The organism is Weizmannia sp. FSL W8-1119 (assembly GCF_038008605.1).
Taxonomy (GTDB): Bacteria; Bacillota; Bacilli; order Bacillales; family Bacillaceae_C; genus Weizmannia; species Weizmannia coagulans.
Genome location: NZ_JBBOZL010000001.1, coordinates 1,430,806 through 1,447,075, shown reverse-complemented (window position 1 = coordinate 1,447,075; position 16,270 = coordinate 1,430,806). Strand labels below are relative to the sequence as shown.

The following is a 16,270-nucleotide window of genomic DNA, read 5'->3' as shown; positions in this document are numbered from 1 at the left end:
TGAAACCTAGCATTCAATCGTTACAAGCCGTATTTCCGCAGTTTCCTGTAAAATGTGCTGCGCGGAATATCCAGCATTTTCGCCGCTGCCGCCGCATTTCCTTTCGTATGTTTCAAAGCTTCCAGGATCATATCGCGCTCAATCGCTTCCCGCGGGGTCAGCGGCGCGTCCTGTTTTTCTTTGCCGCAAAGTCCGGTCTGCCCGGAAACATATTCGTCCACATACCGTTCCGCTTCTTCTTCACCGGCCAGTGCAAGCAGCCGCAAATTTTCGATCACATTCATCAGTTCGCGGATATTGCCGGGCCAATGATAATCCTGCATTTTTTTCAAAACCGCCACCGGGATTTCGAAGTCTTGATTTTTTTTCCTGCCGATATACTGAATCAAAGCAGGCAAGTCTTCTTTTCTTTCGCACAAGGCAGGAAGGCGGACGGGAAAAACATACAGGCGGTAAAACAAATCTTCACGGAACTTCCCTTCTTTCACGAGCTTCGGCAAATCCTTGTGGGTCGCGGCAATGATCCGGACGTCCACAGCCACTTCTTTTGTGGCACCGACCGGCACAACTTTTCTATCCTGCAGGACGCGGAGCAGCGCCGTTTGCATGGCAGGCGGCAGCTCGGCCACTTCGTCAAGAAATAAGGTGCCGCCATGGGCCTGCTCGAATTTTCCTTTATGGCCGCCCCGTTTTGCGCCGGTAAAAGCCCCGTCGGCATAACCGAAAAACTCGCTTTCCATTAATTCTTTCGGCACAGCCCCGCAATTGACGGCAATAAACGGGCCGTTTTTCCGGCTGCTGTTTTCATGGATGGCCCGTGCGACCAGCTCCTTTCCAGTTCCGGTCTCACCCGTGATAAAACAAGTGGTATCGGAAAGGGAAGCAATCCGGGCTTTGCGCAACGTTTCCTGAAAACTTCTGCTTATGCCGGTGACGCCGCGGAAGACGAACCTTTCTTTTGGAAGAAGGGTGACGGAAAGATTTTTATTTTCAGATAAAAGGAAACAGGTGCCGATTTTTTCCCGGCTGGAAGGCAATGGAATGGATTGGTTCACAATGGTATCCGTTTGGGAGGTCATTTCTTCAATCGTTCTGCCAAAATAATCCGGCATTTTCTTCCGAAGCGGTCGGCTTGCCGCAACGGCTTTTCCTTCTTCATCCGTAATGACGAGTAACCGGTCCCCGTACTGGTCCGAAAGTTCAACAGCTTTTTGGATGAAACGTTCATGCCGGCTTTTTGCCATGCGTACGATTTCCTGCTCTACTGTATAAGCCAGCGATGAAACCATGGCGAGCATGAAAGGGTGGGATTCGGTATACGGACATGTTAAGTCCATGACGCCAACAAGATTCCTTTGGCTGTCGTAAACCGGCGCGGCTGCACAGCTCCACTGGTGGGAGGCAACCGAAAAATGCTCAGGGCCGTTCACCATCACAGCTTCCCCCGTCTCAAGCGCAGTGCCGATCGCATTCGTGCCGACCCGCTCTTCTGTCCAGCAAACCCCTTCGACAAAATTAATTTTTTGCGCTTCAAAAATGGTTTTCCGGTTTCCTGATACGGACAGCACATGCCCGCAAGGATCAATCAGGAGCGCCATCATGCCGGCTTCCTGAAACACAGGCTCCATCTTTTTCACATGGCGTTCGGCAATATTCAAAAAATCTTTATGCCTTTCCCGGTGTGCCAATAGTTTTTCAACCGGCAGGATATGCTGCCCTTTCCGCAAATAGGGGTTCACATCCCGTTTTTTACAGCGGTACCACGATTCAGCGATTCGGTTGTTGATTCTCTCGGGATCCAATGTCCCTTCCTGCACAAACTTTTTCCACGTATTCCAATAACATACAGCCATCTTTCATCCCTCCGACTCATCATAGAAAATTGCGCATCAGGAAGAAAGTCGTGATGTTCTTTTCTATTATAATCGAATGTGGAAAGCGTTTTCAATACGTAGACAGGGCTTATGAATATTCCCGGCAGTCTGAAACTGCCGGGAATGATTATACGTGCACCGGATGGCCCTGTGCGTTTAAAACGGCTTCGTGGATGGCTTCCGAGACGGTCGGATGAGCGGCAATCAAGCGCTCAAGCAGATCAGCCGTCATTTCCCCGTTCAGCATCAATACCCCCTGCCCGACCAGTTCTGTTGCATGCGGGCCGCAAATGGACAAGCCGACTACCTCTTCGTATTCCGGTTCGATGATGACTTTTACTTTCCCGACCTGTTCCCCACTGATCATCGCTTTTCCGTTTGCCGAAAACGGAAATTCGCCGATCCGGACATCACCGTACATTTCTTTCGCCTGCTTTTCGGTAAGGCCGGTGCCGGCAATTTCCGGAAACGTATAAATGCAGCGGGGAACGGCTTTGTAATCCGCACTTGCCTCCATTCCGCATGCATTGAGCGCCGCCACTTTTCCTTCATGAAAAGCGACATGTGCAAGCTGAATGCCGCCAATACAATCGCCGCAGGCATAAATATGGGGGATGTTCGTCTGCATCTTTTCATTGACTTTTATGCCCGATTTTTCATACGCCACCCCGGCATTTTCGAGGCCGATCCCGTTGACAGACGGTTTCCGGCCGATCGAAACAAGCACGTATTCCCCGTAAATCTCGCGCGTTTCCCCTCCCTGCTCAATCAGCGCGCATTTCTTATCACGGTCCAGTTTTTTTACGGCAGCAGATGTATAAATGTCCACCCCGTCTTTTTCAAGCTGCTCTTTTAAAATATTCGCGATATCTGCATCTTCCCCCGGCAAAATATGTGCGGCCATCTCTATGATCGATACTTTTGCCCCAAGTCGGCTGTAAATGCTCGCAAACTCACATCCGATTACCCCACCGCCAATGATCACGAGCGATGGGGGCAGGCCGGGAAGAGACATGGCCTGCGTGCTGTCGATGATCCAGTTTCCGTCAAACGGCGCAAACGGGAGGGCTGCCGGTTCAGACCCTGTTGCGATGATGAACTGGTCCGCTTTTATATCAACCGTGCCGTCCAGCGTTTCTGCAAGGACAACATGGGGTGACTGGAATGCCGCTTTTCCCTGCACGATTTTGATTTTGTTTTTTTTCATTAAGTAATGGATGCCCTGCACAAGCCGGGAAACGATTTCATTTTTCCTTTCAAGCAGGGCGGGCCAGTCAATGGACACCGCTTCCTTGTTCACCCGGATCCCGAATTTGTCCGCTTCCCGGATGTCCCGGTAGCGCCCTGCACTTTCCAAAAGTGTCTTGGTCGGCATGCACCCTTCATTTAAGCATGTGCCGCCTAAGTTTGCCTGTTCAAATAAAATGACATCCGCACCCTGCTGTGCTGCTGTAATGGCAGCGACGTAGCCCGCAGGCCCGCCGCCTAAAATCCCGATGGTTTCCATCCTGATCCCTTCTTTCCTACAAAAGCATCGTAACCGGTTCTTCCAAATATTGCTTGACCGTTTGCAGGAAGGCTGCTGCCGGCGCCCCGTCGAGCACGCGGTGGTCAAACGTCAGGCTGAGCGGCAGCCGGCTCCGTTTTTCAATTTTGTCCCCGATAAAAACAGCTTCATCCGAAACGGCACCGACACCCAATATCCCGGCTTCCGGCGGGTTCAAAATAGGCGTGAAAAATTCGACGCCGCTTGCACCCAGGCTTGAAATGGTGAAAGTGGACCCTTGCATCTCATCTGCCGGAAGTTTCCCGGCTCTTGCTGCCGCTGCTTTTTCTTTGATTTCTTTTGCCAGATCGATCAGCGATTTGCTTTCGGCATGGCGGATGACCGGGACAACAAGCCCTTTTTCAACCGCCGTTGCAATGCCCAAATGGATTTCCAGGTAAGTGACGATGGTGTTATCCATAAACGCACTGTTCATTTCCGGATGGTTTTCGAGAGCAAGGATGGCAGCCCTTGCTGCAAAATCCGTGATCGTCAGTTTGCTGCCGTACCGTTTTGCAATTGTCTCTTTCACTTGCGTTTGCAGCGCCAATAGTTCCGTGACATCCGCTTTCATCGTGATCGTCAGCTGTGCAGCCGATTGCAGGCTTAAATGCATGCGTTCTGCGATCACTTTGCGCATGCCGGATACCGGTATGCGCTGCGGTTCTTCTGCCACCGCCTGGACGGGGATGTCCTGTTTGCGGCTTTCTTTTGCCGACGCAATGGCCTGTTCCACATCTTCTTTTGTAATCCTGCCCCCCGGGCCGGTCCCTATTATATCTTCCGGTTTGATGCCTGATGCTTCCGCCATTTTCCGCGCGACCGGGGAAATTTTCACGCGCGCTTTTCCCGGCTTTTTCGGGGGCGGTGCGGGATGTGCCGCCTGTATTTCTTCTTTTTGGCCTTTTTCTTCCTGCACCGGGGCTGCTGTTGCCGCCACTTCTTCATCCGGATTTCCGATATAGCAAATCACCGTTCCCGGCGGCACTCCCTTTCCTTCCGGCACATTGATTTTTAATACACTGCCGTCCGCAGGGGACTCGATTTCCATTTCTATTTTTTCTGAACTGATGCTGGCGATCGGGTCGCCTTTTTTAACGGCTTCTCCTTCTGTTTTATTCCACTGTGAAACGGTTCCTTCTTTCATTGCCATCCCAAGTTTGGGCATAATGACTTCAACCGGCATGCCAACCACTCCTTTCTATCTGTCTGTTATTGCCCGACCGGTTCTCCCAAGAGCTCTGATACCGCCTGCACAATTTTCCCGGCGGACGGCAAATACAAATCTTCAAGCGGCGGCGAGAACGGAACCGGCGTGTGCGGTGCCGTGATCCGTTTGATCGGGGCATCCAGATCATCAAATCCTTTATCGGCAACAAGCGCCGCAATATCGGTTGCCACATTGCACCGCGGGTTCGCTTCATCGACGACAACGAGCCGGTTTGTTTTTGCGACCGACTGGAGAATCGCCCCTTCATCGAGCGGCGATAAACTGCGCGGATCAATCACTTCCGCTTCAATGCCATCTTTGGCAAGCCGGTCTGCCGCTTCAAGTGCGGTCTGTACCTGTTTGCCGACCGCAACAATGGTGATGTCGCTTCCTTCACGTTTCGTGTCCGCCTTGCCGAGCGGAATCGTATAGTAATCTTCGGGCACTTCCCCTTTTATGTTGTAAAGCGTTTTATCTTCAAAAAAGATAACCGGGTCATTGTCTTCGATCGCAGCCAAAAGCAGCCCTTTCGCATCATATGGCGTTGACGGCACGGCGACTTTTAATCCCGGAATCGATGTAAACAGCGCATATAGGCTTTGCGAGTGCTGGGCCGCCGCCCGGAAACCGGCGCCGTGCATCGTCCGGACCGTCACCGGCACTTGCGCCTTTCCGCCAAACATGTACCGGAATTTCGCGCCCTGGTTAAGCACTTCGTCCAGACAGCTGCCGATAAAATCGTTGAACATGAGCTCTGCAATCGGCCGCAATCCTGTTGAAGCGGCAGCCATCGCAGCCCCCATATAGCCCGCTTCCGTAATCGGCGTATCAAGAATCCGCCCGCGGCCGAATTCCTGGACAAGGCCTTTCGTCACGCCAAGCACGCCGCCCCATGCTTCTTCATCCTGCAGATGGTCGACTTCCGCGCCGCCGGCAACGTCTTCCCCCATCAAAATCACGTTTTCATCTCTTCTCATCGCCAGTTTCATCGCTTCGTTAATGGCCTGCGAAAAAGAAATTTGTCTTCCCATTGGAAAAGCCTCCTTTTTTCATGGATTAGTAGGATACATAAACATCCTTCAAAAGTTCGGTAGGGTCCGGATACGGGCTGTCTTCGCCGAATTTCACGGCTTCTTCGATCTCCTGTTCCACTTTTTGTTCCAGGCTGTTGATGTCTGCTTCGCTGAGCAGGTTTTGTTCAAGCACAAATTTTTTAAATTGGACGATCGCATCTTTTTCATTCAGCTGCTTCGCCTTTTCTGCTTCCGCTTTATAAGTCTGGGCATCCCCTTCAAAATGTCCGTAGTTCCGGTACGTCACGCATTCGATCAGCGACGGGCCTTCCCCGTTGCGGGCGCGTTCCACCGCTTCTTTTGCCGCCTGGTACACCGCAACAATATCTTTCCCGTCGACACGGACACCCGGAATATCGTAAGCAACGGCGCGGTCGGCAATCGTTTTGCAGCTTGATGCATAATGGAATGGCGTCGCTTCCCCGTAGCCGTTATTTTCCGCCACAAAGATGACCGGAAGTTTCCATACGGCTGCCAGATTGATGCCTTCGTGAAACGTACCGTGGTTATTTGCGCCGTCCCCAAAGAAGCAAACGCTTACATTATTTGTCTTTTTATATTTCGCTGTCAATGCCGCGCCGCAAGCCAGCGGGAACCCGCCGCCGACAATCCCGTTTGCGCCGAGCATGCCTTTGTCGAGGTCGGCAATATGCATGGAACCGCCTTTTCCTTTGCACAGGCCTGTCGCTTTCCCGTAAATTTCCGCCATCATCCCTTTTAAATCGCAGCCTTTCGCGATACAGTGGCCGTGGCCGCGGTGTGTGCTTGTGATCATATCCTGGTCATCTAAGTGGGCGCAAACGCCGACCGCAACCGCTTCCTCGCCGGCATACAAGTGGACAAAACCCGGTAAAATGCCGGTCGCAAACACTTCATGCACTTTGTCTTCAAACTTGCGGATTTCAAACATTTTTTGCAACATCCACTGCGCTTTTTCCTTCGTGATCTGCAGTTCGCCCGCTTTTACTGTTTCCATTTATCCATCCTCCTTATCGTCACCTTTCACTTTGTAAATAAGCAAGAAGTGTGCCAACTGAAAACCCCGCTTTCATCCCGTTTCTTCCAGGCGGCACATAAAAAAATGAGACAAACCGGGACAGCTGTCTCATTTTGTCTCATTTTTTCCCATATTTTCTTATCCGCTGATTTCTGACTTTTTCATCCTCCATGCAGCCGGCGCAACCGTTTTTCGTGACATCAGGCTGTGCAGCACCATGCCGGCAGCAACCGTGAGGATGCCGAACCGGGACAACAGCGATGGCGCCGCAACCGGTAAAATGGCCATCTCCCCGAACAGCGCAAACAGCACTTCCAATGACTGGGTCGCTTCCACAAGCGATAATTTTTGCATGTCACCGCGGACAAGATCGGTTGCCCGGAAAAACAATACCGTGGCAATCACCCCGGAAAAGACCGCAACCACGCCTGATTGCACGATTTGGTTTCCGGACGGCGGGCCGGACGCCTTTAAACCGTACAATGACAGGATAAACCAGAACGGCAGGCTGGCAAGCGTCATGCCGAGCACACGCTGGAATGTATCGAGCCGGCCTTCGCACAATTCCATCATTTTCCGGTTGCCCAAAGGATAAGCAAAAGTCGCCACAATGACTGGAAGGACACCCAGTATCATTTCCCGGAAGCTGATCCGGCCGGCCTGCTCAAGCTGCATCATCAAAACGCCGAGCAAAATCACAAGCGACCAGCGCAAGCCGCGGAACGGGATGGGCTCCCGGATTTTTAGCAGGCCCTTTGGCGTCTCCACCGTTTTAAAAAAGAACGGGGCAAGCAGCGAACCGGATAAAATCGTGATCTGCCAGGTGGCGGCCACGAGCCATCCGGGCGCATAAGCTGCCGAAAAACATAACGGCGCATAAAAAAGAACAAAACCGGTAAAGCTCCACAATAACCACCCGGCCGGATGCTTTTTCATTTCCGCCCATAAGGCTTTAAAATTTTTCCTGGCAAGCACGATCACAAGCAAAAACGGAACCATCAAAATGTACCGGAGGGAGGCGCTCCAAATCCAGCTGCCGCCCGACAGTTCCATCGACCGGTTTAAAACAAATGTCACCGCGAAAAAGAAGGCGGCACATACCCCCAATAAGACCGGACGCAACATCTCCCACATCCTTTTTAAAGCGTTTTAAAGAAATCCCGCATGCGGGGCATTCCTCCATATCTTATGAAAGCGGCCATGTTTTGAGCTCGTTCCAATACGTGCAAATGGTCTGGATGCCTTTATCAAAATTTTCAAGATGGAAATGTTCGTTCGGCGCATGGGCATTTTCCGACGAAAGGGCAAATCCCATCAGTACGACCGGAATTTTTAAAATGCGATCAAATTCTGCGACAATCGGGATCGACCCGCCGCCCCTTGTATAAGTAACCGGCACGCCGTACACTTTTTCATACGCTTTTCCGCAAAGCTGGATGGCAGGATGCTTGCGCGGCGTGACATACGGGTAACCTTTGTCAAATTCGGTTACAGAAATGGTTACGCCTTTTGGGGCATGGGCTTCAATATGTTTTTTCACTAACGACAGAATTTCGTACGGATCCTGGTTTGGCACAAGGCGGCAGGTCACTTTCGCAAAGGCTTCAGACGGCAAAACGGTTTTCAGGCCTTCCCCGGTAAAACCGCTTTGTAAGCCGTTGATCTCAAGCGTCGGCCGGACGGATGTTCTTTCTGCGTACGAGTAGCCTTTTTCCCCGAACAATACAGGCACGCCAAGCTGCGCCTGTATTTGGCTTTCATATGCCGCCTGTTTTGCGAACGCTTCTTTTTCTTCCGGCGTGCTTGCTTCCACTTTGTCATAAAAGCCTTCCACCAAAACCCTGCCGTCCTGGCCATGGAAGGATGCCAGCAATTCAACCAGCGCAGTGGCAGCATTTTGCACCCCGCCGCCGTATTCGCCGGAATGAAGATCGCTTGATGCGCCTTTTACATAGATTTCAAGGCCGCATAAGCCGCGCAGCCCGTAGCAGATCGTCGGTTTTCCCAATTCCGGCATGCCGGTATCGGAAACGACGATCAAATCCGCTTTTAAAAGTTCCTGATGCGCTTCTGCAAATGGCGCAAGATTCGGGCTGCCGATTTCCTCTTCCCCTTCAAACAACACTTTGATATTGACAGGCAGTTCCCCTTCCGTTTCCATCAGCGCCTCGATCGCTTTGATATGCATAAACACCTGCCCTTTATCATCGCTCACGCCGCGGGCAAAAATTTTGCCATCGCGGATCTCCGGTTTGAACGGATCGCTTTTCCAGAGGTTCAGCGGGTCAACCGGCTGGACGTCGTAATGCCCGTAAATCAGGACGGTCGGCCTCCCGTCTGCGTGAAGCCAGTCGCCGTATACAACCGGGTTTCCTTTCGTTTCCATCACTGCGGTATGTTCGAGGCCTGTTTTCCCAAGCTCCGCTTTCAGCCATTCCGCTGCTTTTCTCACATCTGTTTGATGTTCGGATAAGGAACTGACACTCGGGATTTGGAGAAAATCAAACAGTTCTTTTAAATGCTGCTCATGGTGTTCCTTTAAATATTGCTGATAGGTTTGTGGCATTCCTATACCTCCTCGTATAATAAGTTTAAATCCAAAGTGGATGTCAATTTCCAGTTCATTCTGCTGCTCATTGACAAGTGAATATAAGATTTTGTATTCCGGGCGAGCCCGGAATACAAGTTCGGACTTGGACGCTTCGCGATGTTCCCGGATAATGGTCTTAGGATCGTTTGGGTCAATGCTTCCCCTCCTTGTAGCCTGACTACTCGAAAAGTCTGCATCCCCAGGTTCTTGCTTGAACGTCTAACCCGTAGGCCGTTCCTCCGGATCTCCGTGCTGGAAATGAGCAGTTCCAGGCAGCCCACGGCCCGGATGAGTTCTCATACGCGAGGCTGACAGATCGGCAAGCCATCTGGGGATATCCCGAAGCGTCCGATTCCATCGATCCCAATACAGAGAGGAGGAAATCATATGCCCTTATTTGTCGGTATTGACGTGAGCTCCAAAAACCTCGATGCCTGCCTGATGGATGGAATGGGGGAAACGTTGGCCACCCAAACGGTGACAAACAATCTTCCCGGTGCCTCTGAGTTAAGAGACACCATCCTCCAACATGCGGAGGCGGATGACACCATCCAGATCGCCATGGAGGCCACATCTGTGTATAGTTGGCACCCGGCAATGTTTTTCCATGAAGATCCCGAGCTGAAACAGCGTCGTACAAAGGTGTTTACCCTGAATCCGAAGCTGGTGAGAAATTTCAAAAAGGCTTATGCCGAGATGGACAAGACCGATCCCAAAGATGCCTGGGTAATTGCGGACCGCTTGCGTTTCGGGAGATTGCCGAAATCCGTGATTCAGTCAGAACAATACCTTGCCCTTCAACGGTTAACACGGATGCGCTATCACCTGATTCAAAGTTTAACCCGGGAACAACAGGTATTTTTGAATCATCTGTTTTTCAAATTCAGTGCCTTTAACCTTGAAGTGGATACATCGGTCTTCGGCCATGCCATAACGGAATTTTTGCTTGAGGCCTATAGCCTCGATGAAATTGCCCAAATGCCTCTGGAGGACTTAGCGATGTATCTCCAGACCAAAGGCCATGGCCGCTTTAGCGATCCCGAGGATTTGGCCGCATCCATCCAAAAAGCTGCCCGGTCCTCTTACCGGCTTTCTAAATGTGTGGAGGATTCGATTGACTTGGTCCTGGGCAGTTCTATTGAGATCATCCGGCATCTTAAACGCCAAATCAAGGATTTGGATAAGGCGATTGCCCGCGTTCTTGATGGAATCCCGAATACCCTCCAGACCATTCCGGGAATAGGCCCGGTGAGCTGTGCTGGGATTCTCGCTGAAATCGGCGACATTGAGCGCTTTGACGACCAAGCCGCGATCGCAAAATTTGCCGGATTGTTCTGGCCCCGCCACCAATCGGGTGATTTTGAGGCTGATGACAAAATGCTTGCGCGTACAGGCAATCGTTATCTCCGGTATTACCTGGTTGAGGCTGCCAATCTGGTCCGGCGACACGAACCTGAGTACCGCGCCTTTTACCAAAAGAAATATCGTGAGGTGCATAAGCACTCACACAAACGCGCCCTCGTCTTAACGGCAAGAAAACTGGTGCGCCTGATCGATGCGCTGCTCCGCAACGATCAAATTTATGCGCCGAAAAAGAAGGTGACGCGATGAGGTAACCAGGTAACCATCATCGATAGCCTGAACTTGAAAACTTCCAGATTATTCCAATTATCTGGAGGCTTAGTTCAGTATTGCCATTTTTATGACATAGAGCCAACAAAATTTCCAATTCACTTGTTTTTAACCCTTGACATCACACCGTAGGACTTGTCATGCTTTCTCTTTATTGTAAGACAAGTTTCATTAATTTTCCAATTTATTTTGAAAGGCGGCAAACGAAAAAAAGAAAGCAGGAGCCCCTTTTTTGGCAGCTCCTGCTTTTTTTATTCCTCCGTTTGATTCGCAAATTTCGCCATGGCTGCGGCCATAAACGTTGCAAGCCCTTCGCCAAATTGATCAATGTTTTTTGTAAACCGGCTGTCTTCTATATACATTTGGCCAAGCCCTTTAAAGGCTTCCGGCGTATAATTCCCGAAATGGCGGTTTAAAAAATCAAACCATTTCCGGATCGCTGTCTGCGCTCCTTGTGCGCGCGGGTCCGTATGGCGGATGGCGGCAAGCTCACGGTAAATTTCGTTCATCTCATCAGCCAAAGCCAATTTTTCATCCCCGCCAAGCGTCGCCATTTTCGCTTCCGCTGCATCTACTGCCTGATCCCCCCATTTTTCGCGTGCCTCACGCTCATACGGATTGTTGTCAAAGCGGAAACCGGCAAATTTTTCTTCACTGGACATTTCCATTCCCTCTTTCTCTGATTGGATTGTTTTTTCGATCAAGGCAATCATTTTCGCGAGCCGCTTCTGTTTTTCAATCAGCAAATGGCGCTGGAGCTCGAGCGCCCCGAGCCTGTCAAACGAAGGGCTTTCCATGATTTCCTTGATCTTTTGCAAAGGGAAGCCCAATTCCTTGAAAAATAAGATTTGCTGGAGCGTTTTTAGGTTTTCTTCCGAATAGTGCCGGTAACCGGACGGTGAAACTTCAGCCGGTTTTAGCAGCCCGATGTCGTCATAATGGCGCAATGTCCGGATGCTGACGCCGGCCAGCTCTGCAACTTCTTTAATTCTCATCGTGCAGCCCCCCTTCCTTTTTTACTGTAAGGGGTGACGCAGCGTGAGGGTCAAGACATTTTTTCAAGTTTTTCCTGGAGGGCAAACAGCACTTCGTAAATTTTTACGAAAGCTTCCATGAGCGGCATTTCTTCCTTGAAACCGGGCACATCGTTCAACGGAAAGTTCACATCCCAGATGCCTTCATTGCCATCAAAAACGATTTCCCCTTTCCCGTCTCCTTCGAGCAGTTCAGACAACCCCGTTTGAATCGCCGGCCCGTATTTCTTCTGCACTTTGAGCCCGAGCATGCAATTGTAATGGCCGAAGACATCATCCAGCTCAAGGGCAATCCCGTCGATGCCGATGATGCCAAACCAGTGTGACGCGATGTAAACATATTCTTTCCTATGCTTTTTCAAATAGAGGACAGGTTCATTTAAAAACACCGCCGTTTCCACTGCAAGCGTCTCATCGGTTTCCTTGCTGCACCGTTCAATAGATGCATCGGCAAAACGGGCGGTACCCTCTTTTTCAACAATTTCTTTTTCCCTGACAGCATCTTTGAAAAAATCCTTATAGCGCTCCAAATACGCTATTTCTTGTTTACATAATATTATTATAGTATCCTTTTGGTTTTCGATATATGTTTTTAAATTTTTTCCCAGCATGGCAACCATCCTTTATGAGGTATTCTGCTAAACAGTATGTCCCAATTGGAAGCTTTTGTAAAGAAACAAAAAACTGTGCCCGGAGAATAAAATCCTTCTAGGCACAGTTTGTAAAATTATTTATTCACCGCTGCCGGTTTATGAAAATCACGTCCGTCACGGATCGCTTCTACAATTCCGGCGCGGATGACGAAATCCCCGAAATGTTCGCCTTCCTGCCGTTCTTTTGCATATTGCAAAAGAATCGGGCGCAGTGACGAGAGGATCTCTTCTTCCCCGATATTTTCCTTATAAAGGCAAGCAAGCCTGTCGCCGGTGAAGCTGCCACCCAAATACAAATTGTATTTTCCGGGGCCCTTTCCGATAAAAGCCATTTCCGCAAGCGCCGGCCTTGAACATCCGTTCGGGCAGCCCGACATCCGGATGACGATTTCTTCTTCGCGCAGCCCCGCTTCGTCCAAAATCTCCTCGATTTTTCCGAGCAGTTCCGGCAAGTACCGTTCTGCTTCCGCCATCGCAAGGCCGCAAGTCGGGAATGCGACACAGGACATCGAGTTTCTTCTGAGGGCGGAAGCATGCTTGCCGTCCGTCAGATGGTATTTTTCAACCAGTTCGTCAATCTTTCCTTTCATTTCGTCGGTTACATTGGAAATGATGACATTCTGATTCGGGGTCAGGCGGAACTCGCCCTGATGGATTTTTGCAATTTCGCGCAGCCCGGTCATCAAAGGATAGCCGTCAAAATCTTTGATCCTGCCGCTTTGGACAAATAACGTCAAATGCCATTTGCCATCGCCTTTGATCCAGCCGTAACGGTCGCCGTTATGGTCAAAATGGAACGGGCGGGCCTCCCCGAGATCCCAGCCGAGCCGTTCATTCAGTTCCGCCTTGATCCATTCAAGCCCCCGCGCGTCAATGGTGTACTTGAAACGCGCATTTTTCCGGTTCGCGCGGTTGCCGTAGTCGCGCTGGATCGACACCACTTTTTCCGCCACTTCAATCACCTGGTTCGGCGTGCAAAAACCGATGATCCGGGCAAGCTGCGGATATGTTTTCGGATCGCCATGGGTCATGCCCATCCCGCCGCCAACCGCGACATTAAACCCTTCAAGCTTCCCTTCATTCAAAATGGCGATAAACCCTAAATCCTGTGAAAAAATATCGACATCATTGGAAGGCGGCACAGCAAACCCGATTTTAAACTTCCGCGGCAAATACTTCGGGCCGTACAGCGGTTCGGAATCTTCCTGCTCTTTTGTATCAATGATTTTTTCATCTTCCAGCCAGATTTCATGATACGCGGAAGTCCGCGGCAACAAGTGGTCGCTCGTTTTTTTCGCCCATTCATACACCTCGGCATGCACATCCGACTGGTACGGGTTCGGGTTGCACATCACATTCCGGTTCACATCCCCGCACGCAGCAAGCGTCGTCATGAGCGCATCGTTCATTTCGCGGATGGCCTGCTTTAAATTCCATTTTAAAATGCCATGCATCTGGAATGTCTGCCGGGTCGTCATACGCAGCGTTCCGTTCCCGTATTTTTGCGCCAGTTCATCCATCACAAGCCACTGTTCCGGGGTCGCAACGCCGCCCGGAATGCGGACACGCACCATAAACTGGTAAGCCGGCTCCAGTTTCTTTTTGCGCCGCTCGTTGCGGATATCCCGGTCGTCCTGCTGGTAGCTGCCATGAAATTTCAACAGTTTATTATCGTCCTCGGATATCGCACCGGTCAGCGGATCTTTGAGTCCTTCCGCAATCGTTCCTCTTAAAAATCGGCTTTTTTCTTTTATCGTTTCAAGCGGATCAAGTTTTTTATCAGCCATCTTCCTGCCCCTCTCTGTTAATACACATCACGCTGGTATCGTTTTGCCCGTCGCATTTCCTGTAAATAATCCTCTGCCTCTTCCCTCGCCATATTGCCTTCTGTTTCAAGAATGTGAAGCAGCGTTTCCTGGACGTCGCGGGCCATGTGCTTCTCATCACCGCACACATACACACAGGCGCCTTTTTCAAGCCATGCATAAAAATCTTTGCTTTTTTCAAGCATCCGGTGCTGGACGTATATTTTTTCTGCCTGGTCGCGCGAAAAAGCCACATCCATCCGTTCGAGCACGCCATTTTTCAGCCAGTTTTGCCAGTCAAGCTGATACAGAAAATCCGTCGCAAAATGCTGGTCCCCGTAAAACAGCCATGTTCGGCCGGTGATCCCTTCCGCTTCCCTTTCTTCCAGGAAAGAACGGAACGGCGCCACGCCTGTTCCCGGCCCGATCATGATCACCGGCACATCCGGGTCAGCCGGAAGTTTGAAATTCGGATTGCGGTGGACATAAACCGGCAGCTTGTCTCCCGGTTTTATCCTGCCTGCGACTTGCCCGGAGCAAACTCCTTCGCGCACCCTTCCGTTTGCTGTATAGCAGTCCAGTGCAATGACAAGATGGACTTCATCGGGGTTCGCTTTCCAACTGCTTGCGATCGAATAAAGCCGCGGCGGCATTTTCCGGAGCATTTGTACAAAAGCTTGCACTTCCACTTTTTCCGGCGGATATTCCTCGACAAGATCGATCAGGCCCCGTCCTTCAAGGTATGCCTTTGCCTCCGCTTCATTTTCAAGCAAAGCCGTAAGCCCTTTGTTTCCGAAAAGCACGGCTGCCTGCTGAAGCAGTGGTTTTGTTAATCTCGTAATTTCATAATGTCTGAGCAATGCTTCCCTGGCCGGCAGTACTTCCCCTTTTTTATTGATCGGAACCGGTTCTTTTGGATCCCAGCCGAGCTTTTCGATCAGCCGTTCCACGAGTTCCGGGTCATTTTCCGGGTAAATCCCGATGCTGTCCCCCGGTTCAAATGTAAAACCGGAACCTTCAAGGGATAATTCGATATGGTGCGTTTCTTTATTGGACCCTTCCCAGTTCAAATTGATATTTTCCAGCACTTCCGCCTGGAACGGGTTGGATTTGGAATAATCGGTGTTTGCAGGCCGGGTGGCATCGGCAGCGGTTGAAGGCGGCAAGGCAGATGACTGGAGCACGCCTGTAACCCCTTCAAACCATTCCTGGGCGTCTTCTTCATAATCCACATCGCAATCCACTCGCGGATAGAGCCGTTCCCCGCCCAACTCTTCCAGCCTCTTGTCGATCTCTTTTCCGACCTTGCAAAAAAACTCATATGTCTGGTCCCCAAGCGCCAAAACGGAAAAAGGGACCCCGTCCAGTTTTGGGGCTTTTCTGCTGTGGATCAGCTCATAGAAAGACAATGCGTTGTCGGGCGGGTCCCCTTCCCCTTGTGTGCTTGTAATGATGAGCAGATACCCTGCATTTTTTAAATCTTTCGGCTTGGCCGCATCGAGTGCCGAAAAAGATACGGCAAACTGCATTTCTTTTAATCTGGCGGCGAATGCTTCGGCAAGCGCCTGGGCATTGCCTGTCTCGGAACCAAACAGCAGCGTAACCGTTTTGGTTGCCGTCTGTACCGGCTTTTCAGCAACAGCTGTACTTCCCGGGGGATTCGTTCCTTGTTCGGCAAACGGATAGGTTAAATATCCGCTCAGCCATAATTTTTGCTGATCCGTTAACATTTGCAGCAGTTCATTTAACTTTTCCGCCTGTTCTTTACTAAACGGGCTGTTTTGTACACTTAACGGCAAATCTTCCACCTCGCAATGTTTGCATGCACTTTTCATTTGTTTATTTATGTATGACAT

General features: G+C 50.6%; 12 protein-coding genes. 1 reads left to right on the top strand and 11 read right to left on the bottom strand.

Going from position 1 to position 16,270, the window contains the following annotated elements; translation table 11 throughout:
* Nucleotides 1-20: 20 nt before the first annotated feature.
* From NSQ19_RS06925 to NSQ19_RS06895, 7 genes are all read right to left on the bottom strand, one after another.
* Complete coding sequence (locus NSQ19_RS06925; RefSeq protein ID WP_340702618.1) at nt 21-1,853, bottom strand: sigma-54-dependent Fis family transcriptional regulator; 1,833 nt, start codon at nt 1,851-1,853, stop codon at nt 21-23.
* A 148-nt stretch (nt 1,854-2,001) separates the two neighbouring features.
* A complete protein-coding gene (gene lpdA, locus NSQ19_RS06920) occupies nt 2,002-3,381 on the bottom strand; it encodes a dihydrolipoyl dehydrogenase (protein ID WP_340702617.1) in 1,380 nt (459 codons plus the stop codon).
* 16 nt (nt 3,382-3,397) lie between these two features.
* Nucleotides 3,398-4,606: a dihydrolipoamide acetyltransferase family protein gene (locus NSQ19_RS06915; protein ID WP_029142641.1), complete on the bottom strand. Its 1,209-nt coding sequence runs from the start codon at nt 4,604-4,606 to the stop codon at nt 3,398-3,400.
* Nucleotides 4,607-4,632: 26 nt separating this feature from the next.
* Nucleotides 4,633-5,661: an alpha-ketoacid dehydrogenase subunit beta gene (locus NSQ19_RS06910; RefSeq protein ID WP_029142642.1), complete on the bottom strand. Its 1,029-nt coding sequence runs from the start codon at nt 5,659-5,661 to the stop codon at nt 4,633-4,635.
* A gap of 25 nt (nt 5,662-5,686) precedes the next feature.
* Nucleotides 5,687-6,679: a thiamine pyrophosphate-dependent dehydrogenase E1 component subunit alpha gene (locus NSQ19_RS06905; RefSeq protein ID WP_013859358.1), complete on the bottom strand. Its 993-nt coding sequence runs from the start codon at nt 6,677-6,679 to the stop codon at nt 5,687-5,689.
* Nucleotides 6,680-6,838: 159 nt separating this feature from the next.
* Entirely contained in the window at nt 6,839-7,825 is a 987-nt protein-coding gene (locus NSQ19_RS06900; protein ID WP_013859357.1) for a DMT family transporter, read from the bottom strand.
* 61 nt (nt 7,826-7,886) lie between these two features.
* Nucleotides 7,887-9,266, bottom strand: a complete 1,380-nt coding sequence (locus NSQ19_RS06895) for a dipeptidase (RefSeq protein WP_258921570.1) — start codon at nt 9,264-9,266, stop codon at nt 7,887-7,889.
* Between the two features lie 411 nt (nt 9,267-9,677).
* Here NSQ19_RS06895 and NSQ19_RS06890 point away from each other — a divergent pair, with 411 nt between their 5' ends.
* Entirely contained in the window at nt 9,678-10,901 is a 1,224-nt protein-coding gene (locus NSQ19_RS06890; protein WP_237349286.1) for an IS110 family transposase, read from the top strand.
* Nucleotides 10,902-11,173: 272 nt separating this feature from the next.
* Here NSQ19_RS06890 and NSQ19_RS06885 read toward each other — a convergent pair whose 3' ends face one another.
* The 4 genes from NSQ19_RS06885 to NSQ19_RS06870 form a co-directional block, all read right to left on the bottom strand.
* Entirely contained in the window at nt 11,174-11,917 is a 744-nt protein-coding gene (locus NSQ19_RS06885) for a MerR family transcriptional regulator (protein WP_019721303.1), read from the bottom strand.
* Between the two features lie 50 nt (nt 11,918-11,967).
* Nucleotides 11,968-12,486: a hypothetical protein gene (locus NSQ19_RS06880; protein ID WP_340702616.1), complete on the bottom strand. Its 519-nt coding sequence runs from the start codon at nt 12,484-12,486 to the stop codon at nt 11,968-11,970.
* A 197-nt stretch (nt 12,487-12,683) separates the two neighbouring features.
* Entirely contained in the window at nt 12,684-14,396 is a 1,713-nt protein-coding gene (gene cysI / locus NSQ19_RS06875; protein ID WP_340702615.1) for an assimilatory sulfite reductase (NADPH) hemoprotein subunit, read from the bottom strand.
* A gap of 17 nt (nt 14,397-14,413) precedes the next feature.
* Nucleotides 14,414-16,270, bottom strand: coding sequence for an assimilatory sulfite reductase (NADPH) flavoprotein subunit (locus tag NSQ19_RS06870; protein ID WP_340702614.1), 1,857 nt, complete (start codon nt 16,268-16,270; stop codon nt 14,414-14,416).